General features: G+C 70.7%; 10 protein-coding genes and 1 pseudogene. 7 read left to right on the forward strand and 4 right to left on the reverse strand.

Annotation, left to right across the window (positions count from 1 at the left end; all coding sequences use genetic code 11):
- Nucleotides 1–20 precede the first annotated feature (20 nt).
- Nucleotides 21–7,967, reverse strand: coding sequence for a ricin-type beta-trefoil lectin domain protein (locus M2266_RS28245; RefSeq protein ID WP_277440723.1), 7,947 nt, complete (start codon nucleotides 7,965–7,967; stop codon nucleotides 21–23).
- A 416-nt stretch (nucleotides 7,968–8,383) separates the two neighbouring features.
- Here M2266_RS28245 and M2266_RS28250 point away from each other — a divergent pair, with 416 nt between their 5' ends.
- From M2266_RS28250 to M2266_RS28280, 7 genes and pseudogenes are all read left to right on the forward strand, one after another.
- A complete protein-coding gene (locus tag M2266_RS28250) occupies nucleotides 8,384–12,805 on the forward strand; it encodes a LamG-like jellyroll fold domain-containing protein (protein WP_277440724.1) in 4,422 nt (1,473 codons plus the stop codon).
- Nucleotides 12,806–13,163: 358 nt separating this feature from the next.
- On the forward strand, nucleotides 13,164–14,435 hold the full coding sequence (gene pcaC, locus M2266_RS28255; protein ID WP_277440725.1) for a 4-carboxymuconolactone decarboxylase: 1,272 nt from the start codon (nucleotides 13,164–13,166) through the stop codon (nucleotides 14,433–14,435).
- 58 nt (nucleotides 14,436–14,493) lie between these two features.
- Nucleotides 14,494–15,141, forward strand: coding sequence for an MBL fold metallo-hydrolase (locus M2266_RS28260; RefSeq protein ID WP_277440726.1), 648 nt, complete (start codon nucleotides 14,494–14,496; stop codon nucleotides 15,139–15,141).
- A gap of 73 nt (nucleotides 15,142–15,214) precedes the next feature.
- Nucleotides 15,215–15,995 (forward strand): annotated as a pseudogene (locus M2266_RS28265) (exodeoxyribonuclease III).
- 125 nt (nucleotides 15,996–16,120) lie between these two features.
- Nucleotides 16,121–16,483: a cupin domain-containing protein gene (locus M2266_RS28270; protein WP_277440727.1), complete on the forward strand. Its 363-nt coding sequence runs from the start codon at nucleotides 16,121–16,123 to the stop codon at nucleotides 16,481–16,483.
- A 75-nt stretch (nucleotides 16,484–16,558) separates the two neighbouring features.
- On the forward strand, nucleotides 16,559–16,996 hold the full coding sequence (locus M2266_RS28275) for a DUF6278 family protein (RefSeq protein ID WP_277440728.1): 438 nt from the start codon (nucleotides 16,559–16,561) through the stop codon (nucleotides 16,994–16,996).
- Between the two features lie 152 nt (nucleotides 16,997–17,148).
- On the forward strand, nucleotides 17,149–17,400 hold the full coding sequence (locus M2266_RS28280; RefSeq protein ID WP_277440729.1) for a TfoX/Sxy family DNA transformation protein: 252 nt from the start codon (nucleotides 17,149–17,151) through the stop codon (nucleotides 17,398–17,400).
- A 104-nt stretch (nucleotides 17,401–17,504) separates the two neighbouring features.
- Here M2266_RS28280 and M2266_RS28285 read toward each other — a convergent pair whose 3' ends face one another.
- From M2266_RS28285 to M2266_RS28295, 3 genes are read right to left on the reverse strand one after another with little or no spacing between them, the layout of a single operon-like run.
- On the reverse strand, nucleotides 17,505–20,381 hold the full coding sequence (locus M2266_RS28285) for a stealth conserved region 3 domain-containing protein (RefSeq protein ID WP_277440730.1): 2,877 nt from the start codon (nucleotides 20,379–20,381) through the stop codon (nucleotides 17,505–17,507).
- Nucleotides 20,378–21,436 (reverse strand): hypothetical protein, encoded by a 1,059-nt coding sequence (locus M2266_RS28290; RefSeq protein ID WP_277440731.1) that lies wholly within the window; start codon nucleotides 21,434–21,436, stop codon nucleotides 20,378–20,380. The genes M2266_RS28285 and M2266_RS28290 overlap by 4 nt, the downstream gene beginning before the upstream one ends.
- Nucleotides 21,421–23,541, reverse strand: a complete 2,121-nt coding sequence (locus tag M2266_RS28295) for a PIG-L family deacetylase (protein ID WP_277440732.1) — start codon at nucleotides 23,539–23,541, stop codon at nucleotides 21,421–21,423. Before M2266_RS28295 ends, M2266_RS28290 begins: the two co-directional genes overlap by 16 nt.
- Between the last annotated feature and the right edge of the window lie 11 nt (nucleotides 23,542–23,552).

The following is a 23,552-nucleotide window of genomic DNA, read 5'->3' on the forward strand; positions in this document are numbered from 1 at the left end:
TACGCTGCGTACTTACTTGCTCACCAGCTCTTTGTCAGTTCGCGGCAGGTTGCCAGATAGACGCACCCCATGTTCTCCTCCAGCAGATCGCTCAGCAGTGTGGGCTCACTGACCGTCACGCTGCCGGTAGCGATGTTGAGCTTCCGCGGCGGACCGACGAAAATGTCCCGCATCCGGCCTCCGGGCAGGATGGTCTCAACCGGGGGCACATCCCCGCCCATCTCCACCTGCAGCCCCACGGAGTCGTCGAGCTTGAGCCCGTCCGCGCAAAAGCACTTCAGCCAGGTGCCGCGTGGCATCTCGAAACTCTCCGCGTATTTGTCGTACCAGCCGTGGCCTGCGATGACGGTGTTGCCGTCGGGTCGACTGCCGTGGGTGACGCTCTTGGCCACCTTGGCCGACGAGGGCAGGTTCTTGCCGGCCTTGGGTTGATTGTGTCCGCGCGAGGCGTGGCCGCCCGACGAGGGGGAGCCGGAGTCAGCCGTGCCGGCGGCCGGGTCGCTCGGCGCCGCCGCCGCCTTGTTCATCGTCGGGTCGTGTTCCCAATCGTCGCCGACCGGCGGGGTACCGTCGCCGGCGGACTCGGCGGCAGCCTTGTTGCCCGCGGTGGGAGCCTTCGACTTCGCGGCGTCCTTCTCGGTCTTTTTGGCGGCCGCCGCGGCTTCCTTCTCCTCCTGCTCCGCCGCGCGGGCCTCGTTCGCCTCCTCGGCTTCCGCCGTGATGGCACTGATCCCGGCCGTACCGATCCAGGTGAAGATCTGTCCGGTCTTGTAGGAGTCGCTGTCCTTGAAGTCGCCGTTGAAGACGTCGTTGCAGTAGTCGGCCGCCGCGCTGAACACCGCGCCGATGTAGCAGTCGGGGTTGATGCCCTCCGCGACGGTGTTCGTGGCGCCCTTGAGGAAGTTGCCGATCTTGCCCATGGTGGACGAGGAATGGTGCTTGGCCGGCGGCGGCGCGCTCGAACTCGTGGCCGAGTCGGATGAGCTACCGCCCGTGGAGCTACCGCCCGCGTTGGGGTTGCCGGGCGGCGGGTCACAGTCGACGACACAGATGTTCATCGTCGGGTCGTTGTACCAGTCGTCGTAGCCGCTCGGGTCCGAGCCGTTGACCGGATTGTCGGCGGCGTAGGTGTAGCCACCCATCTGGTTGGGGTCGCCGCCTTGGAAGACCGGGTCGGAGGTGAGGAAGCGGCCCAGTACCGGATCGTAGTTGCGGGCGCCGAGCAGGTCGAGGCCGGTGGCGGCGTCGGTCGGCTGCCCGAGGAAGCCGCGGTTCTCGTCGGGGGCGACCCAGGCGGCCGGCTTGGCGCCGCGGAGGTTTCCGTAGGGGTCGTAGGAGCGGCGGGTGACGGCGAGTGTCGTCGCGTCGATGGCTGCGGTGGCGGTGCCCTGCAGGCCGGCGACCTGGTAGGTGACGCTGCCGGTGCTCGAGCGGGTGATGGTGGTGCCGTCGGGGCCGACGTAGTTGCGCAGGCCGGTCCAGGTCTTGGCGGCGACGTTCAGGGTGATCTGCTCGGTGCCGCCGAACAGGTAGAGGATGCGGGTGGTGTCGGTGCTGTCGGTGGCGGAGGTCTGCTCCAGCAGACTGCCGCTGCTGTCGTAGAGGTACTTGCTCGTGGCCGTGTGGGTGCCCGTACCGGTGCTGACGGTGGCGGTGCGGCCCTCGGCGTCGTAGGTGAAGGACTGCGTCTGCCCAGCCGGGACAGCGCCCGTCGACGCGTCGGTCCAGGTCTGTCCGGCGCTGCCGCACGCTGCCAGGGTGAGCTGGGTGGCGTTGACGGAGCTGGCAGCCGGGTCGGTCAGGCACAGCGTCGGCGCGGCGGCACTGACCAGGGTGCCGGTGGTGGTGCGCTTCCACTTCTGGGTGGCATCGGTATTGCAGGTGTCGATGATGATCTTGGTGCCGGCGACGACCGCGTTGCCGGTGGTGTCCAGGCACAGTCCCTGTACCCGGACCGTGGCGTCAGCGCCCAGCGACCATTTCTGGCCTGCGGCGGTCCCACAGGTGTTGATCTGCACCTTGGAGCCGGCGGTGGTGGACGAGGAGGCGTCCTCGATGCACTTCTTGCCGCCACCGCTGAGGGTGAAGGAGCTGACCAGCGGTCCGGTCGAGGTGATCTTGCGGTTGGCGGTTCCGCCGGCGTTGGTGTTGCCGTGCGCCGGATCGGTGTACGTGGGCGTGGTGGTGGCGGTTCCGGTGGCCGGATTGGCCGTGGTGGTGGTCCCGGCCTCGTCCGGCCTGGTGGCTGCCGCCGTGCCGTCGGCGCCCGGCAGGACGGTCGACTGGGTGGTGTCGTTCAGGGCGTTGCCCGTCGGGTCGTGGCTGACCATGCCGGTGCGGTCACCGAGCAGGTCGTAGGTGTACGTCTGCCAGTACGCGGCCGGGCCGCCGACCGTGCTGGTCCTGACCGGCCCGGCGCCGGTGGTTTGGACGCTGCCGTTGGCGCAGCCGCCGACCGCGCCGGGTTGGGCGGTGCCGGGGTCGGTGACGCCGCCGGTGTCCGTCCAGGCCGCGGTGAGCCGCTGGAAGGAGTCGTAGGAGAAGCACTGGGTGTCGTGTGTGGTGTTGTTCTGCAAGTCGTCGATCGCGGTGATCTGACCCGACCGGTCATAGCGGTAGTTGGTGACATCCAGGGCGGTGGCGGACGTCTGGAGCATGCTGGACGTCTGACTGGTCCGGCCGGTGGTCGCGTCGTACTGCGCGAAGGTCGCCAGTTCCTTGCCGGTGGGGCCGTAGTTGGTCTGCAGCACGCGCCCGAAGGGGTCGTGGACGGTGGTGTCGAGGTAGGCCGGCGTGTTGGAGGAGTTGATGAAGCCGCCGAAGGAGTCCAGGTTGCCCTGCTGGGTGTAACCGAAATCGACGTCCTCGGCGGGCAGGTGACCATCGGCCTGGTAGTGGGTGGTGGAGAGCAGGCCGGTGGTGGGCGTGTAGGTGCTGGTGCTGGTGTAGGTGACGCTTCCGCTGGCCGGGGCGGCGGACTGCCCGGCGGCGGCGAACCCGTCGGCGGCCGGGACCGTCAGGGAGGAACCGGCGACCTGGTAAGCGGTGTTGTAGCCGGTCACGGCCTGGGTGTACGCCTTGCTGGTCGTCCCGGTGGCGCCGTTGACGTAACGGGTCGAGGAGGTCGGGTAGCCCTTGGCCAGCGTGTCGAAGACCGCCGAAGTCAGCTCCTTGGCCGGGTCGGGGGTGGGCGACCAGGGTCCGCTGTAGGCGGCGGTGGGCCGGTTCTTCCAGTCGTAGGTGTAGGAGAGGATCTGGCCGCGCGGGTCCGTCACCTGCAGCAGGTTGCCCGCGACGTCGTACTTGTCGAAAGTGCTGGTGCCGATGTCGGGGTCGGTCTGGCTGGTGGGACGGCCCATGAAGTCGTATCCGTAGGACCAGACGTTGCCCGCGGTGTCCTTGACGGTGTCGACCTGCCCGGCCCGGTTGTAGGTGAAGCGGGTCGTGGCGTCCGCGGTGTTTGCCTGGCGGGCGGTGTTCGTCGACCACACGACGGTGCCCGCAGCGTTGTCGATCGCCATGTCGGCGTCGTTCTGGATCTGCAGCACCGTGCCGGTGGAGGCAGTGCCCGAGGCCCACAGGACGGCGCGCGCGGTGTCGTAGACCACCAGATTGCCGTCGGCCTGGAAGGTGGCCCAGGCGCCGGGGTGCCCCGAGGTGCCGCTGGACCACAGTGTCTTGCCGGTGGCCAGGCCCGTGAGCACGAGGTCGCCGTCCGCCCGCATGGCCAGCCGGACGCTCCCTGAGGCCAGTGACGTCCCCGACGGGATCGTCTGCCCGCGGCTGAGCGTCACCGGCGAGCCGGTGTTCTTGACGACGCTGCTGGTGACCTGTCCCAGCGCGTTGCTGAAGGTCGCCGTGGAGCGTCCGCCGGCCGGCGCGGTGCTGTCGGTCTCGTCTGCACCCGGGTAGGCGGTGCTGGTCTGCCACTGCCGCTGTGCCTGGTGCCACAGCGTGCTGGTGAGAGCGCGGCCAAGACCGTCGTAGCCGGTGGTGGTCTCGGCGGGGGTCTCGTTCTCGTTCGCGGCGTACAGGGTGTCGCCGGGCGCGGAGGTCGGCTCGGAGTAGGGGGCGTAGGACGCCGTCGGCCAGCCGTGCGAGTCGTAGAAGGTGTCGGAGATGACCCGCCCGGAGGAGGTGTCGCCGGCTGCGGTGGACTGGGTCTGGCGGGCCTGCAGCATGCCGTCGTAGATGGCGACGGAGGTCGCGTAGGTGCCGTCCTCGCGCAGCGTCCTGGTGGTGACCGAGGTCGGCGCACCGGGCGAGGTGATCGTGTCGCCGGGGGCTGCCACCGCGCCGGGGTTCACCGAGTAGGCGAACGTCATGTCGGGGCTCTGCGTGGCGTGGTCGCGGCCGGGCAGCCACACCGCGGTGCGCCGGCCGAGTGCGTCGTAAGCGATGTCGGTGACGCGGTTGTTGGCGTCGGTGTCCTCGGTGGGCAGGCCGCGCAGCGGATCGAGGACCGAGGAGTTCTTCCAGCGCTTCGCGTTGTAGGTGGTGATGCCGACCGGGTTGGTGTTGCCGCCCGAGGCGCTCCACAGTGGGGTGAAGTCGGTATGGGTGTTGAGGCCGGTGACGTCGTAGGAGTCGGTGACCCGTCCGGCGCCGTCGTAGGACATGGCGGTGTTGGTCTGCCAGTTCTCGGTGGCGCCGGTCCAGCCGGTGGCGACCCGGACCGCCGTGACCTGCCCCGCGGCCGGGTTGCCGCCCTGCCCGATCTGCCCGAAGGTTCCGAGATCGGCCGGGGTGCCGGAGCCGTCGTAGTAGACCTTCCGGTCCGAGAGCAGGCTCCCGGCGCTCACGGCGGTCCCGCAGGGGCCACTGACGACGGTGGTCTGGTCGGGATAGCTGAGCATCATGGTGTTCGACGCGGCAGGCGTGGCGTAGGAGGTGTTGGTGCACTTCTCCTGCGCGGGCACCGAGACGTCGCCGTGCACGTCGAGCGTTACCACCCGCCCCTGGCTGTCGTAGCCACCGTCGGTCTCGGTGTGCCGCCACGTGCCGTCGGCCAGCAGGCTGTAGCCGCTGGTCCGGAACGTCTTGGCGCGGTAGGAGATGAGGTCCGGCAGGGTGGACAGGGTCGGTTTCGACTCGCCGGGGTTGTCCGCCTGGGTCCAGTCGGTCCACGGTGTCTGTGCGGCGGACGCGGTCACGGCGGTGGCATACGGGCCGTTGACGGTCGCCGCGGTGATCGCGCCCCCTGCGGCCGCGTAGGTGTCCGTCTGCAGCACGGCGCCGGCCAGATTGTCGGCGTCAGTGACACTCTGCACCACCGAGCCGCCGACGGTGGCGTCCACCGAGACGGTTCGACGGCTGCCGTCCGCCTTGCGGTCGCCGTCCATCCCCTGCAGGTACGTGGTGCTCGTCTGCGTCACCGGCTCGGGCGCCCGGCCGTTCTGCACGGTCACCTTGCGGAAGCCGCGGAACTCGTCCCAGGTGCGGTACTGGTCGTCGGTGAACGCCGAGTCGTCGCGGTGCCAGGCGGGACCGCTGTACGCGTAGGTCGACACGTGCGCCTCGGAACCGGCCGGAATCTTCTGCGCGTCGGGGTGGTACTGCGAGGCGATCGTGAGGTCCGCGGTGGTCACCTGGTGCACGGTGATCTTGTTGAACCAGTCCGCGATCGGCTTGGAGGCACCGGGCACCGTCCAGTACACCGGGTAGCAGGAGTTGGTGTTGGAGTCGACCATGCCGGTGGTCAGGGTCTTGCCGGCGCAGGGCTGTTGGTCGTACTCGACCGCGACCGACTCGCCGGTCTCGGTCTGGATGGAGGAGATCCGGGGATGGTAGAGCGGCGGGGCGGACGGCGAGGAGTCGTTGACCCGGTTGTCGATCTCGGTGCCGGTGAAGGAGATCTGGTTGAGCGCGATGTCGTTGTTGCCGTTGCCGTAGGTGTCCTTGCCGGTGTGGCGGATGGACTGGAGCCACATCACGGCCTGCAGCGAGCCGGCGTCGGCCGGGTCCACCGTGGTCCCGGTGACCGGGTCCACGGTGCCGCCGGCGTCGGAGTACACCTGGCCGAGCTGGTAGGAGTCGACGGGCACCAGCTTGTCGGTCGTGGCGTCCTTGACGTGGGCTTGGGTGGTGATCGAGTCCAGCCGGGCGGTGGTGAAGAACGTCGGCCCCGAGGTGACGCACACGTTGGTGGGCACGGTGGTCGACCCGGTGGGCAAGTGGGTGCTGTCGCCGGCGTCGCAGTGCAGGTCCCACGGCACGTCGGGCCAGTGCGGGGCGGTGCTGTCGTTCAGATTTCCGGCCGAGCAGTCGGTGAAGCCAGACGTGCTCTGGCAGCGCTGGGCGGTGCCGAAGTCCACCCGGGCCGCCGGAGTGCGCTTGGCCTGTTCGTCGGCGAGGGTGTAGCCGTAGGAAATCGAGCTGAGCGAGCCACCGCGGGTATACGACACCAGGGTGCCGTCGCTGCCGGTGGCAGCCTGGCCGCCCCCCAGGTCGTAGTGGTTGGTCTCGGTGCCGTAGTCGAGGCGCTGCACGAAGCCGCCGGGGGAGACGACGAAATCGAGGTTCCAGCGCCAGCCCTCCGGCTTGGCGCAGCGCGACGCCTTGCCCTTGTCCGTGGTGTAGCACGGGTCGCCCGAGGTGGGGTGTAGTACCGGCACGCCCCAGGCCGAGTCGGTGGAGTCGTCGGCGGGCGTCCCGGACTGCATCGCCGCGGTCGTGCCCGCGCCGGTCGGGGAGTGCTCGGCGCCGAAGTAGGCGGCAGTGCCGTCCGTGGTCAGCACCCGGAAGTAGGTGCCGTCCTGCAGACCGTTGGCCGCACCGGAGAGTTCCTGGACGACGGTGCCGTCGTCGCCTTGCAGCTTCCACGCCTTGAGCTCACCGGGCACAGAGGGGTCGAGTGCGGTGGGCACCAGCGTGCCGGAGTGCGAACCGAAGGAGAGCGCGGCGTTGTAACCGCCCCAGCACTCGTCGCCCGAGCCCTTGAGGATCTTCTTGTCGTCGGAGTCCAGCAGGGTACCGCAGCCGCGGTAGGAGCGCTCGACGAAGCCGGGCTGGTAGGACCACCCGTCACCGATCCATGACGACTGCGAGTTGCGCGCCGAGGTCTCGCCGTCCTGCGACTGGGAGTCGTAGTCGAGGCTCACCGACGGCGTGTTGCCGCCGAGGGCGGAGGGCACGTTGATCGGGTACGTGTAGGTGAACGAACCTGTCGCCGAGGTCTGCCAGTTGCCGGACTGGCTCAGCGACGTCGCCGAATAGTCGCCTTGCGAGCCGGAGCTGCCGGACGACACGGCGAGCGCGGCGCCAGCCGCAGCCGGGGCGGTGGTGGCGAGCGTCTTCGCCGCGGATCCGGTGGGTGCCTTCGCTGCTGTCGGCTCTGTGGTGGCGCTGAGCTGCACGGTCGCCGTCAGCTGCGCGGCGCCCACCCGGTTGGTGAAAGCCAGCGGTGTCTGCCGCTGGCAGGCAGCCAGTTGGGGTGTGGTCAGCGCGCACGCAGGCAACTGGACCAGCCGCAGCCGGGAGCCGTATCCGCCGCCGTATGCCTTGGCCAGCGCCGCATAGTCCACGACGACCTGCACCCGCGAGGACGGCGAGCCGGAGCGCTGCGAGCTGACGCCGATCAGCATGGCGTCGGCGCCGGCCCGCATGGCCTGGGCGTGTGAGGCGACCTCCACCCGGACTGCCGGAGCGCTGTCGTCCGCGCCGGACGACCGTGCACCTGCGGCGGGCCCGGCCGCGGACACCCACACGGGCAGCCGGCCGGCCTTGGCCGGCTTCGCGGCCCGCGCGGCCAGGTCGAGGGTCACGGCGCCCGCCGCCGGCCAGACCGGAGCCTGGGGTCGGTAGGTGCGCAGCGGGGTGCGGGCACGCGCCGCGGCGGGAGTAGCGGGCGTGAGCGGGTGGTCACCCACGGCCGGGGTCTCCGGCAGTGCTTTGGGGTTCCATACGGTACCCGTGAACCGGTACGGGCCGACCGAACCGGCGGCCGCCGCCGGGACCAGCAGGGCCAAAACCCCAGTCAGCGCCACCCCGGTGGTCAGAGCTCTCGCACGGAAACGGTGCCCGATGTGCGCATAACGCCGACGTCTGCCGTTCATGCCAACCCCCCCGGTCAACTCCACCGCCGTGGTGGTCGACCGGAGGCTATTGATGATCCATTGGCATCTCAATAGCTCGTGCCAGCCCTTGGGTTGATCTTGCCCAACTCTTTTCACCACGAGGTCCATTTCGTCCTCGTGACCTCGGTTCAACCCGTGCACACTACGGATCGCGCTCGGTACTCCGGCGTATCCACCGCGAGTACGCGTGGTGCACATCACTCATCACGGATTCCGTGATGCCAAGGGGGATTTGACTCATGTTGCCTTTTTCCGTCCGCTGGCTTGGGCCGTCCGGACGTCCCTCGCTCCGGCCACGATCGGCGGCTGTGCCGCTGTTGCTGCTGGCGGGGCTTCTGGTCGCGGTGCCGGTGACCCCGGCCGCAGCCGATCCGGTCGCGGCCGGTGACGCGATGGCCACCGCGCGGTCGCAGGCCGTCGCCTCCGGCCGGGCGGTCCCGGTGGACAGCGCCACCACCGAGATATCCACCGTCCAGGCCGAGCCTGACGGCACCTTCACCTCTACGACCTCACTGCTGCCGGTGCGAGTGCGCAGCGCCGGCGCGTGGGTGCCGGTCGACGCCACGCTGACGGTGGGTCCGGACGGCACACTGTCCCCGCGGGCGACACCGAACGCCATACAGCTGTCTGCCGGCGGCATCGGCCCGTTGGCCGCGCTGACCCACGCGGACGGCACGAGCATGACACTGACCATGCCGTTCGCGCTGCCGACTCCCACCACGGACGGGGACACCGCCGTCTACCCGGCGGTGCTGCCCGGCGTGGACCTATCGGTCACCGTCACCGATCAGGGCGGCTTCAGCGACATCCTCGTCGTCCACGACGCAACCGCCGCCGCCGACCCGCGGCTGAAGCAACTGACTCTCGCGGCCGACACCCACGGCCTCACCCTCAAGGCCGCCGGCGGAGGTGGCATGGACGCCATCACCGCCGATGGGACGGTGGCCTACACCACCCCGCGCCCACAGATGTGGGACTCCGCGACGGCGCGGACGCCGTTGACCGCGTCCGCCGCCCCCTCCCGGCTCGCTGCCCGCGCCGCGGAGCCCGCCGGCGACGTGGGCACGTCCTCCGATGCCACCCTCTCCAGTACCGCGGGCCCCGGCTCCGACGCCCGGGTCGTCGACGTGCCGATGACCACCTCCGCGGACGGGCTGACGCTCACCCCAGACCAGGCGGTCCTGCACGACCCGTCCCTGCAGTACCCGCTGTACATCGATCCGTATACCAATCCCGTCTCCGGCACAGCCGGCCACTACGACGAGGTGTACTCCAGCTCCGACTGCGCCAACGCCCCCCAGTACGACAAGCGGCAGACGAACGGTGAGGGCGTCGGCTACCAGCACTACGGCGGGGCCTGCGGCAACGGCGTGGAGCGCTCGTACTACACGATGAACACCGGCAACATCCACACCGGTTTCCAGGTCTATGACTCGCGCGTGACCATCGCCACCACCTACGCGGCCAGTTGGGACTGCACCCACAACCAGCCGATCACCCTGCACACCACCAACGCCATCGGCTCCGGCACGGACTGGAACAGCCGGCCGGGCGTGCACGACACCGCCTTCCCACCGGTGTCCACCACCGTGCCCAGCGGCGCCAACCCCAACAGCTCGTGCAGCAATCACACCGCCACCTTCGTCGTCACTGACCAGGCGCAGACTCTCGCCAACTACGACGGCGACGGCTACAACGCGACGGGTGACATCAAGGGCGCGCCGAACACCTGGACCATTGGGCTCTACGGTGACGAGTCGTCCTCGTCAGGCAACGACAACTACCTGCGGGTCTCGGAGTCCCTGACCCTGACCACGAAGTTCGGCATCGCCCCCGCCACCCCGGCCTCCCCGCACACCACACCGCTGGCGACCGGCGCGAGTGCCCCGTGCGTGATGTCCGGCGACGGCTGGATCGGCGCCGCCACGTACTCCGATGCGGGCAGCAACATCCAGCTGCACTCGACGGTGACGACTCAGATCTCCGGCGAGAAGGCCGCCGCTCACTACGACGTGTGGGACCGCACCATCACGGACTCCGCCGGCAACAATCCGAGCAAGGGCACTCCCGATACCGGCTACCTGGCGTCCGGAACCGACGCTTCGATCCCCATCGGCTTCACCCTGCTGGACGGTCATGAGTACGGCTGGGATGTCTACAGCCAGACGGACTCGACGCAGCACCTGCGCTCACCGATCAGCGGTCACTGTTGGTTCAAGGCGGACTTCACCGCGCCGGGCACCCCAATCGTGGCCACCAACGCGTCCTTCCCGCCGGTCGGTTCAGGACCGGCAGATCCGGTCGTGTACGCGGGAGCCGGGCACACCACCACGTTCGTGGTGACCGGCGCCGACCGTGCCGCCACGGACACCACCTGCGCGCCGAACGCCTGCCTGTCCAGCGGCATCGACCACTTCATCTGGAAGGTCGACACCCCGCCGACCCCGGCCAGCGGCACGGTGGCAGACCTGACCGGTGCGACCCCGAGCGGCACCGGGACCGGCACGGCGAGCCTGACCGTGCCGGTAACCAGCTGGGGTGTGCACACTCTGTACGTCGCCGGGGTCGACGCGGCCGGTAACCCCAGTACCGCACCGGCCGGTTACACCTACACGGTGCCATGGAACCCGGGTTCGTCGATCAAACCGGGCGACATCACAGGCGACCAGATACCCGATCTGCTCGCCACCACGAAGACGGGGGACCTGGACGTCATCCCAGGTGACCAGGACCCGGCCCAGAGCCCCGGCGCAGCCCAGAGCGGCCCGGTCCAGGGGACTCCGCCAGCCGTCACCGGTCCGGTGACCGTCTCCACCGCCGCCGACTCGCCCGACGGGACCGGGTGGAACAATTACCTCGTCGCGCACCGCGGCAACCTGCATGGCTCGGACGTTGACGACCTCTTGGCCTACAACAAGAACAGTCACGCGTTCTACGTCGTGAAGAACGATCTGGACCCGGTGAGCGACACCGGCTTCCCGCTGAGCCCGTGGTCGACGTTGGGCGGCTACGTCGGCAAGCGCTTCGACGTCATCCCCAAGGACCCGTGCGCGACCGCCGACATCGTCTCCGATGCCTCCCGCTGCCGCAGCACCGACTACGACTCCGCCGGCTGGAGCATCAGTCAGATCGTCGCACCCGGCAATGTCTATGCCAACACCAACGGCTACCCGGCAGTCGTCACCGTTGAGCACAAGGAGCTATGGATCTACCAGACCGACGGTGGTCTTCATCTGAAGAACCCTGTTCTGCTCGGCGACGGCGACTGGACGGGACAGACCCTGATCGGGCCCGGCTCGGTTGCGGGCACGCCCGTGCTGTGGACGCGTGACGACAACTCGGGCACTGTCTACAGCTATCCGTTGACGGTTGATCCGGTCAGCGGCCTGCCTCCGCTGCTGCACGCGCCGACCCGCACTCCGCTCACCTCCGCGATCGCCGCCACCGGCGGCGGCAAGCTCTGCCTGGCCTCGCCCGCGGCCCGGACCGCCGACGGCACCGTGGTCATCGTGTGGGGCTGCAACGGCCACGCGGAGCAGGAGTTCACCCTGCGGTCCGACGGCACCGTCCGGGTGCTGGGCAAGTGCCTGTCCACCCAGAACGCCGCGACCGCGCAGGACACGCCGGTCGTCATCGACACCTGCGACGGCTCGGCGATCCAGAAGTGGGCGCCGACCGCCACCGGCGGCCTGATGAACACCAGCGCCGCCCGGTGCCTGGCCGATCCGGCCGCCAACCCCGCGCCCAACACCCAGCAGATCCTCTACACGTGCGGTGCGTCCGGCCAGAACTGGAACAGCGGGAGCAGTGCTGCGCTGGCGTCCGGCACCGAGCAGACCGACCTCGGCCTGTCGCTGACAGCCAAGGACGACCCGGTCGTCGCCTCGCCGGGCGACATCAACAGCCCGGCCGGTCCCAGCGACGGCAACCCCGAGCTCTACGCCGTCGACCGCGCGGGCCAGTTGAACGAGTACGTCGGCGCCGCCCCCAGCGGCACCCTGGCGCACTTCGCTGCGGCGCCCGTCTCGCTCGGCTCGGTCACCGACACCGCCGACCACAGCTGGCAACTCAACGAGGGCAGTGGCGCCATCGCCGCCGACTGCGCCGGAGCAAGGGATCCGGAGTGCACCACCGGACTGAACACCGGCTTCACCGGGGCCTACAGCTGGGCCGTCGACCCGGTTCGCGGCAAGGTGCTGTCCCTGTCCGGCACCACCGGCTACGGCGCCACCACCGGCCCCGCCGTCGACACCTCGGGCAGCTACACGGTCTCCGCCTGGGTGAAGCTCAACTCCACCGCGGCGAACTCCGACTTCGTCTCACAGGCCGCGGGCGACAACCTCGGCACCGGATTCCAGCTCTACTACTCCTCCGGAGCCCACACCTGGGCCTTCGGCCGGCATACCAGCGACGCCACCCCGACGTCGTACCAGGCCGTCTACGGCACCGGCGCCACCGTCGGCCACTGGACGCATCTGGTCGGGGTGTACGACGCCACGGTCAAGCAGCTCAGCATCTACATCGACGGCCGCCTCGCCGGCACCCGGACTTACACCGGCACCGCCTGGAACGCCACTGGACCCCTACAAATCGGCCGGGGCGTTGCGGGGGGCTCCTCCGTGGAGTACGCCAACGGTCAGGTGAGCGACGTCCGCGTCTACGCAACGGCGCTGCCGCCGGCCGACGCGGCGGCGGGAGGTGATATCCCGGCGGCGGTCCAACTGACCTGATCCGCGCCCCTGCCACGCGCCCGCACGGACGGCCCCGGAGCCGTCCCTGCGGGCGCGGTCCGTGCATCGTGGCCGTAGCGCTACCAGATCGGCGCGTGCGGCCCGTTGGCTGAGAACGGGCTGCGGAGGGTCCGCTTGTACGATGCGCGGGCGAGTTGCTTCACCTGCCTCGCCAACAACGGGGTGCCGGACCACCTCCTCGCCCTGTGGGCGGGCCATACAAACGTCAGGACGACGCAGCGCTGGTATGTGAAGCCGGACGTGGAGGACCTTCGTCCGGCAGCGGATGCATGGGGAGGTTTGGCGAGCTCCCCGACCCCCTCCCGTGAGAAATTGTGAGATGTGGGAGCGTGAGCGGGTGAGCGAGACGATGGCTAAGACCCTGCAATACCGCCTGGACGGGCCGGAACAAGCTCCCGTCCTGATCCTGGGACCCGCCCTCGGCACCACCTGGCACATGTGGGACCGCCAGCTGCCCGAGCTGACCCGCCACTGGCAGGTGCTGCGCTACGACCTGCCCGGCCACGGCGGCGCGCCCGCCGAGCCCGCGACCTCGGTCGCCGATCTGGCGGACCGGCTGCTCGCCACCCTCGACGTCCTCGGCATCGACCGGTTCGGCTACGCGGGGTGCTCGCTGGGCGCGGCCGTCGGCGTCCGGATCGCGCTGGCGCGTCCCGACCGGGTCGCGGCGCTGGCGCTCGTCTCCGCCGCCGCCCGCCACGGCACCGCCGACGCCTGGCGGCAGCGCGGTGTCGTCGTCCGGGCCAACGGCCTCGGGCAGTTCGCCCACACCGTGCCCGAGCAGTGGTTCACTCCCGGCTACCGGGCCGCCCAGGGCGCCATCGTCGAGTGGGCCGTGCAGATGGTGCGCACCACCGACGTGGAGTGCTACATCGCCGCCTGCGAGGCGCTGGCGGCACACGACGTGCGCGACGAGCTGGGGTGGATCACCGTCCCGACGCTCGTGGTGGCCGGCGCGGACGACCCCGCGACGCCGCCGGCCGACGCCCGCGTGCTGGTCGCCGGGATACCGGACGCGAAACTCGCCGTGGTGCCCGCCGCCTCCCACCTGACCCCGGTCGAGCAGCCCGGCGCCGTTGGCGACCTGCTGGCGCGGCACTTCGGCGCCGCCTGGAACGAGCCCGCCACCGCCTCCACCACCGCCGTGCTCCAGGCCCCGCCCGCACCGCCGGCCGCAGAACAGCCGGCCGCGGTGCCGACGGGCCGCGCGGACCCGTACGACGAGGGCCTGCGGATCCGCCGGGAGGTTCTGGGCGACGCGCACGTCGACCGGGCCGCCGCGGGGGCGGACGACTTCACCGGGGAGTTCCAGGACTTCGCCACCCGCTACGCCTGGGGCGAGGTGTGGGCGCGCCCCGGCCTGGACCGCGGCGTCCGCAGCGTCATCACGCTCACGGCGCTGACCGCCGGCGGGCATCTCGACGAGCTCGCCGTCCACACCCGCGCCGCGCTGCGCAACGGCCTCACCCCCGCCGAGATCAAGGAGACGCTGCTGCACACGGCCGTCTACTGCGGGGTCCCGGCGGCGAACGCCGCCTTCGCGGTCGCGCAGCGGGTGATCCAGGAGGAGACGTCCGTCGGCGGTCCCGCCGGCGATCCTCCGCGATGATGGGTCCCGTACGACCCGGTGCACGTCGATATCGCTGACCACGTTCCGAGGAGCAACAGTGAAGCTGACCAAGAAGGGCCACGCCTGCGTCAGGCTGGAGAAGGACGGGCAGGTTCTCGTCATCGATCCCGGTGCCTTCACGGAGGAGGACGCGGCGGTCGGCGCCGAGGCGATCCTCATCACCCACGAGCACATCGACCACTTCAACGAGGACCGGCTGCGCCTGGCGCTGGACGCCAATCCGGCCGCCCAGGTCTGGACCCTCAAGAGCGTGGCCGACCAGGTGTCGGCCGCCTTCCCCGGCCGGGTGCACACCGTCGGCGAGGGCGACACCTTCACCGCGGCGGGGTTCGACATCGAGGTGCACGGGCAACTGCACGCCGTGATCCACCCCGACATCCCGCGGATCGCCAACCAGGGGTACGTCGTCGACGGTTCGGTCTTCCACCCCGGTGACGCCCTGACGGTTCCCGACCGTCCCGTCGACACCCTGCTGCTACCGCTGCAGGCCCCCTGGAGCAAGCTGTCCGAGGTCGTCGACTACCTCCGTGAGGTGAAGCCGCAGCGCGCCTTCGACGTCCACGACGGGCTGCTCACGGACATCGCGTTCATGGTCTACGGCAGGATGCTCGGTCCCGACGGCCCCGGTGTCGGCGGCGCCGAGCACCAGCGGCTGGCCCCGGGCGAATCCGTCGAACTGGGCTGACGGCACGAGGTGGGGCACACCGCCTCGGGGCAGCCCGGGGCGGTTGTCGGTGGCGGGCGGTAGATTCGGATCCATGCGCATCGCCACCTGGAACGTCAACTCGATCACCGCCCGCCTGCCGCGCCTGCTCGCCTGGCTGGAGAGCACCGGCACGGACGTGCTGTGCCTCCAGGAGACCAAGTGCTCGCTGGAGCAGTTCCCCTTCGACGAGCTGCGCGAGCTCGGCTACGAGGCTGCCGTCAACGCCACCGGCAGGTGGAACGGCGTGGCGCTGCTGTCGAAGGTCGGCCTGGAGGACGTGGTGACCGGGCTCCCCGGCGGGCCGGAGTACGAGGGCGTGCTCGAGCCCCGCTCGGTCTCCGCCACCTGCGGACCGGTCCGCGTCTGGTCGGTGTACGTGCCCAACGGCCGCGAGGTCGGGCACGCGCACTTCGCGTACAAGCTGGAGTGGTTCGAGGCGCTGCGTGCCGCGGTCGCCGAGGACGCCGCAGGTCCGCGGCCCTTCGCGGTGCTCGGCGACTTCAACGTCGCGCCCAACGACGAGGACGTGTGGGACCTGTCGCTCTTCGAGGGCGCCACCCACGTCACCCCCCGAGGAGCGCGCCGCCCTGGCCGCCCTGCGCGCGGCGGGCCTGACCGACGTGGTGCCGCGTCCGCTCAAGTACGACCGCCCGTACACCTACTGGGACTACCGCCAGCTGGGCTTCCCCAAGAACCGGGGCATGCGCATCGACCTGGTCTACGGCAACGAGGCCTTCGCCAAGGCGGTCGGCGACTCGTACGTCGACCGCGAGGAGCGCAAGGGCAAGGGCGCCTCCGACCACGCCCCGGTCGTCGTCGACCTCACGGTCTGACCGCGGCGGCCCGGGGCGGCCCGCGGCCGTTCGCCGGACGTGTTTACGAGGCGTACGGCCGGCCGCGGGACCGTATACAACCTGTCGTTCCCCGGCCCGCGCGCCGCCCCGTACGCTCGGCGCTCATGAGCACCGTTGACCTGCCCTCCGCCAGCTTCGCCGTCCGCGTTCCCGACGCCGTGCTGGAGCCCGAGCCGCTCGATCCGGCCCAGATCGTGTCCGGCGCGCCCGAGGTCACCGGCAAGGTGCTCTGGGAGTCGGCCGACGGCACGCGGCTGCGGGGGATCTGGCAGATCACCCCGGGCGTGGTCACCGACACCGAGGCCGACGAGATGTTCGTGGTCGTCAGCGGCCGGGCCACCGTCGAGGTGGCGGGCGGCGACACGCTCGAACTCGGTCCCGGCGTTGTCTGCGTCCTGCGCGAGGGGGACCGGACGACCTGGACGGTGCACGAGACCCTGCGCAAGGTGTATGCGATCGGCTGCTGACCCGCCGTCCCCGCACACCCGCGGGACGAGCGCGCCTGTAGAAGTCGGACCGCCCCGGGTGCGACGCTGAGCCGTATGAACATCCCCTTCCTGGACAAGTGGCACAAGCGGCACCCGGAGGCGCGCGGGGCCGCGGCGCACGGCGGCGACCCGGACGGGGCGGGCGTCGCCGAGTTGCTGGCCGAGTGCGATCTGCTGCGCGCCCAGGCACAGGACGCCGGGGTCGAACTCGACGACTCCCCGGGCTCGTTGACGGCTCTGGACCAGCTGGTCCCGCAGTGGCGTGACGACCCGGAGGCGCTGCCCTGGCTCGGCAACGACGCGGGTCTCTACCTCGGGAGCGTCATCGTCCGCACGGTGCCCGGAGCCGTCTGGCAGGTGTGGCCGAACGGCCTGCCGGTGGTCAGGCTGGAGTCGGGCCGGGAGATCGACGTGGTCGGGATCGGGCACGAATGGGCCGAGAGCGGCACGCCCGAGCTGTCCCAGACACTCGCCGAGGCGTCCGAGACCTGACGGCCCGCCGTCACCCGAACTGATGGACCGCGGCACCGCCGCCGCGACGGCGGGCAGGCGTGTCCGGCGCGCAATGACGCCTCCGCGCCCGGCCGTACGGTGCATGATGTCGGAAACGCACCAGTTGATCAGATCGGTACCGGAGGCGCGACGTGGACTCCCTGCAGCAGATGCCGAACATCGGAGCAATCCTTGCCGACCGATTGCGCCGCGGCGGCGTCGAGGACGCCGGCGAACTGCGCCGGCTCGGCGCCGGCCGGGCCTTCGAAAAGATCCGCGACGACCTCCCCGAGGATGCCTGCACGCACACCCTGCTCGCCCTCGAAGGCGCGATCCGCGGCACCCGCTGGACCGCCATCCCGCAGACGGAACGTGACACCCTGGTCAACCGGGTCCTGGGCTGACCGACCCGCTCGTGCCACCCGGACGCGCACCGCCGGTTACGGTCGGTGGCGCGTCCGGGTGGCTCCGAGCACGAACGAGGCCATGGCGTTTCCGCCCCTGCGCGCTACTTCCCCTGCGCGTCGTGGTGGCGCCGGTTACGGGCGCTCCCCGTCTCGAACTGACTGGCCGCCGGGAAGTAGCTCGCCAGGAACATCGCGATGACGTCCGCCTGCTCCTCCTCGCTGACATCGCCACCGTGGTAGTCGTTCAGGCAGAAGACGTCCTGGGCGCGCAGCCCGAGCATCCGGCTCAGCTTGGGGTGCTGCTCCCGCAGGCCGAGGTTGACGAAGCCGGAGGCGATGGAACCCGGCACGGCCCGGTTCGTGACGAGGCCGAGAGTGTGGTGCAGCGAGGACGGGATGGCCAGGTCGGTGGAGCTGCGCAGCTGCGCGGCCGCGGTCCTGGCCGTCTCCTCGGAGTACCGCTCGTCGATCTCCGCCAGCAGACTGCGGCTGAGCGCGTGCGGGGTGTGGAGGAAGGTGTTGGCGACGGTGCGGCCGAACTCCCGCTCGATGAGGTTCCGGTTGTTCACCGCGGCGGCGAAGGCGAGGTCCGCCTCGCCACCGCCACCCGGCGGCAGCGCGGTCGGCGAACGGAAGAACTTCGGCAGCCCGGTGCCGGTGAAGAAGAGTTCGGGCGTGACGGTGCGTCCGAAGAACACGTCGTCGTTCATGTAGAGGAACTGCTCGGAAAGGCCCTCGATCCGGTGCAGCCGGCTCTCGATGGCATGCGAGTTGAAGGAGGGCAGTCGGCCGGTGTCGCCGAATATCTCCCGGTGGCTGACGATCTTGACCCGGGTGTGCGACGTGTCCAGCCAGCCGGGTACCTGATCGTCGGTCACCAGGTAGATGGTGCGGATCCAGGGCGCGTGCATGTCCAGGGACCGCAGCGAGTAGCGCAGTTCGTCACGGCTGCGGAACCGGGCGTTGTCCGTGGCGGAGCCCTTCGGCTCCAACCCGTGCTCCTTCAGGACCCGGTCCCGGCTCTCGGCCCAGACCGGGTCGCTGCCGTCGACCCAGGTGTAGACGGCGTCGACGGGGAAGTCGATGTCGTCGGGCAGGATGCCGGAGAACGCCTCGATCGAGTCGTACCTGCGCCCTCCCACCTCGCGGACGGCGGGACGATCGAAAGCCGCACGGGGCAGCGCGGGACCGAAGACGGTTCCGCCGACGATCTTCACGTCGGGCGCGGTCTCCCCGGTTTCGGGGAGCTCCTCCTCTTCCCAGAACGCCACCGTGCAGCCGTAGACCTGGCCGAGGAGCACGGTGCGGGAGGTGGTGACCACCGGCTGGTACAGACGCAGGCCGGGGGCCGCCGAGGCGGGCTCGTCACCGAGCAGGGCCGCGAGGACGGTCGAGGTCACCTTGGCGCGTTCGTTGAGCAGGGCGCCGTATACCGGGCGGTCGCGGTAGCGGTCGTGGAGCGCCGCCAGGAACTTGGGGCGGTGCCGCGCGTGCACCGCGATGCTCGTGCGCAGCAGGGTGGTCCTGGTCAGGGTGTACGGGATGCCCAGGTCGTCCAGGACGTCGACCGCCAGGTCGAGGTTGGCCTGGATCACCTCGAAGGCGAACCGCTCGTCGTCGACCAGGCAGATCTGGCCGCCGAGGCGCACCACGGAACCTCCGTGGAGGGCCTCGATCCGGACCTCGTGGGCCTTCTGGTCGAGCATGTTCCCGTTGGTGCGGACCGGGAGCACGGCGGCGGCGGCACCGCCACCCGCGGCGGACGTCACGAGGTTCAGCTGACGCTCCGCGCGCCGGGTGGCCCGCAGGCCCGAGGCGCGTTCCGACTCCAGCCGGTCCAGCAGCGTCAGCCACTGCCCCGCGATCACTTCCGGCGCGAAACGCCGCACGTTCCGTGCACCGGCGGCACCGAAGGACTGCCGCTTGGCGTCGTCCGACATCAGATCGTCCAGTGCGGTGGCCAGCCCGTCGAGGTCGTCGAGCGGTACGAGGGTGCCGTCCACGCCGTGGGTGACGATCGCCGCCGGACCGTTCGGGCAGTCGTACGACACCACGGGCACGCCGGCGCTGAGCGCTTCCACCAGGACGAGGCCGAAGGCCTCGTTGCGGGACGTCAGGAGGCAGAGACCGGCCTTGGCGAACTCCTCCGGCATGTCGGCGGTGCTGCCGACGAACTGGACCTGGTCACCGATGCCCAACTGCCCGGCGAGCTGCCTGAGTTGCCTGCTCTGCGGACCTGTCCCCAGTACCCGCAGCGACCACTCGGGGTGCCGGTCGGCGATCGTGGCGAAGGCGCGGACCGCGTGGTCCACCTGCTTCTCGGGAACGAGCCGGCCGGCGATGACCACGGTCCGGGTCTGGCACGTGGACTGCGGGCGGAAACCCTCCGGCAACGGATTGGGTATGACGGCCAGCTCGGGAGCGAGTGCGCCCAGGGACTCCTCGAACCAGGTACGGGTCGGTTCGGTCAGGGTGACCATGGCGTCGAGATACGGGGTGAGCGGCAGCAGCGGGCCGCCGCTGACGCCGCGCAGCTCCGCGACCCGGTGCTCCTGCGCGAGCTTGATGACCCGGTCCGGAGCCAGGAGTACGGCCACGGCGAGGAGCGCCGGCGTCGACGTGATGATGACATCGGCGCTGATGTCGCCGAGTTCGGCACGGAGTTCGGCGTCGGAGAGCCGGTTGAAGATCGGCTCCCAGGACGGGTCCACCACCTCGGACGGGAGCTTGGCCAGGCTGGTGAACAGGCTCTGCGGACTTCCGCTCTCCCGTACCGGACGGGGCGCCGAACCGGTGTTGTCCACCAGGTAGCGGACCAGGACCCGGTCGCTGTGGGCGAAGAACGTGCGGTCCTTCGTCTTGAAGACACTGAGGACCTCGACCTGGTGCTTCTCGGCGAGGAGGTCCGCGAGGAGGAACACGGCCCTCTCGGTACCTCCCATCGCGTCAGCGGTGGTGAGGAGAAAGGTGATCTTCAAGAGAGTCGTCCAGTCGGGGAGGGGTTCGGGGCGACGAGGCCCGGGGCTGGGGCACACGTCAGACGCAGTACGCCACCGCGGGCGTAGCGGGCCTGCACGTAGAAGATCCGGCCGTTCGGGGCCAGCGCGGACACCCGGGCGGGGGTCAGTACCCGCCCCGGAGTCCGCAGGTCGTGCGTGCGCCTGCGGAAGGACGAGCGGCTGCCTTTGCCGCCGTCGGCCAGGGACAGCTCCCAGACGCGGGACCCGCCCTTCGCGACGATCTCGCGCAGCGGGACCTCGACACGCAGCAGGTGTTCGTGGCCGGGGACCGGCGCGGCGGGCCGGAGCAGCCGTTCGCGTCCGTGGGTGAACTGCACCTGGACGGGCTCCGGCAGGCCCGCGAGGCCTGTGAAGTCCACGGTCAGCCGGCTGAGTCCGGTCCTGACCCGCACCACTTCGACGGCGGGGGCCGGTGCCGAGACGTTGATCTGGAGCTGGCCGGTCGACGTCAGACCGGTGCGGTAACGGATCCCGGTACGCGGGCACACCGGATACCGGCCGGCGGGTCCGGCGACCGCGACGGGCCGGCCGGGGCCGAGCAGCGGGAGCCGGGCCGTCGTTCCGTCGGGGCCGGTCAGGGCGACGGACAGCCGCCAGCGGCCCTGGTCGAGCGGCACTCCGCCCAGCGCGGCGCCCAGCAGGACGGCGGCGGTGAGCTCAGGAGCGCCGCCCTCGCCGGTGCGCAGTGCGGCGCCGGCGGTCAGCCGGACGCCGCCGGACTCCAGCAGCAGCTCGGCGTGTTCGGAGAGCCGGGCGGAGGCCGGCAGGACGGCCCGCAGGTTGAGGGTGTGCCCGTCGAGGACGGCCGCGTACTCCACCTCGACGGCGTTGCCCATGCTGAGCGGCGCGCGCACCGAGTGGACGAGGGTGCGGCTGCCTTCGGTGAATCCGATCAGGACCCGGCGCTGGACAGCGGCACGACGGCCGGCGAGCGGGGATTTGTTCCAGGCGATGCGGGCCGAGCGGCCGACCACCTTCAGTGCGTGGACGCGGCGGGTCACAACGTTCTCCATGTGTCGAATCCGCGTCCGGCAGTCGGACCCGTCTGCTGGGTCAGGGACAGCCGCCCGTCAGCGCCGATCACGGCCAGCACCGCCCGGCCGTTGGCGTCCAGGGCGGCGGCCGGTGCGTGCAGTACCAGGTGGCCGGAGTCGGTCCAGTCCGAACCGCTGCGGACGGAGCCTCTCCACGAGACGGTACCACGGCCGTTTCGATGGAAAAGGATCACGTCGGTGCCGCTGCGCAGGGCCGCCACCGGGCCCGTGCCGTCGTGCCCGCCGAGGTCCGTCGGGGTCGCCGGCCAGCTGCCGTCGGCGGCCGGGGACAGCGACATGATGTGGGCGGTACCCGGCTGCCGGTAGAAGAGCGTGATCCGCTCCGGGGCGGTCTCGACGGCCGTGACGGGGCTGGCCGGGGCCGCCGCCCGCAGGGAGGTGTCCAGGACGAGCTCGGCGCCCGGCCGGGGCTGGTGCCAGCGCAGGATGCCGGACCGCGAGGGGGCGAAGAGCTCGATCCTGCCGCTCCGTGTGGTCAGCGCGGTGAGCGCGTCCTGGACGTTCGCGCCGCCCATGTCCTTCCAGTCGCTCGCCGATCCCCCGCCGGCGACGGGCACGGTGATACGACTCACACCGCGGCCGAAGTTGCGGACGAAGACGTGCAGGACGCCGGAGCCGTCGATCGCGGCGGCGGGCACGCCCACCTCGCGCATCCGCTCCCAGTCACGGGTCAGGGACTGGGGGTTGCCCAGCGTCTGCCAGGGGCCGCACTTCCCGTCCGGGGTGCGGACCGCGTACACGACCTCCACCAGGACGGTGCCCCGGAGCAAAGCCGTCCGCCGCAGGCCTACCAGGTGGGTGTTGCCCCGGGAGTCCTGCGCCGTGGCGAGCCCCGGGGTCATGTCCCACCCGGGCAGGTACACGGGACCGGACCACCGGGCGCCGCCGCGCTCGCGCTGGCTGTGCACCGCGACGCGTCCGCCGATGACCGTGTAGGCCGTGAGCCGCCCGTCCTTCTCCTGGTGCATCCAGGCGGAGGGCTGGTGCCGAAGCCAGGTGCTGCGGCCGTACCGGCGGGTCACCGCACCGTCGGCGACCTGCTGGTCGCCGCACATCCCGTGCACGCAGTCGGGGACCGCGCCGCCGTAGACGCCCAGCACCCGGAGTTTCTCCGCGTAGGCCGCCTTGCTGAGGTTCCCCGGCCAGAGCTTGTTGGCGTACGCGCGGAAGTGCTCGATCACCGGCGGGCTGCCGCCGTCCTCCTGATAGGCGCGCAGCGCGGCGAGGGCGAATTGGGCGGTGGCGGTGTGGTCCTGGTGGTCGCTGGAGGCGATTCCGTTCTTCGCGGACCAGGTGAGGTGCTCGGGGTCGGGGTCCATCGTGTGCACGACGGTCGGCCGGTGGTGGCGCAGCAGGGTTCCCAAGGTGTCCAGGATGTCCTGGCGGTTCCACTCCTGCTTCTCCTGGACCGGGGAGTCCGAGGCGGTCAGCGACGGCACGGTGGCGTCCTCCCGGATCCAGACCTGGCGTAGCCGGCGGGGCTCCTGGGCCTTGTGCAGCAGCCCGGCGCGCACCGCCGGGACGATCCGGCTGTTGAGGAAGTAGAGGTTGATCCGCGGGTTGGCGGTCAGGGTGTCCCGTTCGACGACGACCCGGTCGGAGACACGGACCGCTTCACGGTGCCAGGGGGAGTGCCGGTCCCCGGTGGCCAGCAGGGCGTAGGCGGCCCGCAGGCCGTTTTCCCGCGCCTCGCTGTAGGCGGAGAAGTCGACCCGGACCTGCTTCCGGTTCTTGTCGCGGATGTCCGCGTTGCGGCCGTCGGCCTCGCCGGCGGCCAGGTAGATGCTGGTGACCGTGGCCCCGCCGTTCAGGAAGAGCTGCAGGTCCGGGTTCATGAAGTAGAGGTCGTCGTCGGGATGCGCACAGATGTGCATCAGCCGGGCCGCCGGTTCGGCGACGGCGGCCGGCTTCGCGGTCGCCGTCGCCCCGAGACCCTGGACCGGCCCCTGCCGCACGTCCGACCCGACCTGACCCCGGAGTGCCTGGAACAGACCCCCGCCGCCGGCGAGCAGTCCTGCCGCGGCTGTCGTGGTCAGAACCCGACGACGCCCCCAACGCTGCACGTGCTGTCTCC

It is taken from the genome of Streptomyces sp. SPB162 (genome assembly GCF_029504575.1).
GTDB lineage: Bacteria > Actinomycetota > Actinomycetes > Streptomycetales > Streptomycetaceae > Actinacidiphila.

Coding starts and splice junctions, on each gene's coding strand:
- M2266_RS28290 (WP_277440731.1), bottom strand. CDS start 21,436: ATGGAGAACGTTGTGACCCGCCGCGTCCACGCACTGAAGGTGGTCGGC.
- M2266_RS28275 (WP_277440728.1), top strand. CDS start 16,559: ATGAACATCCCCTTCCTGGACAAGTGGCACAAGCGGCACCCGGAGGCG.
- M2266_RS28270 (WP_277440727.1), top strand. CDS start 16,121: ATGAGCACCGTTGACCTGCCCTCCGCCAGCTTCGCCGTCCGCGTTCCC.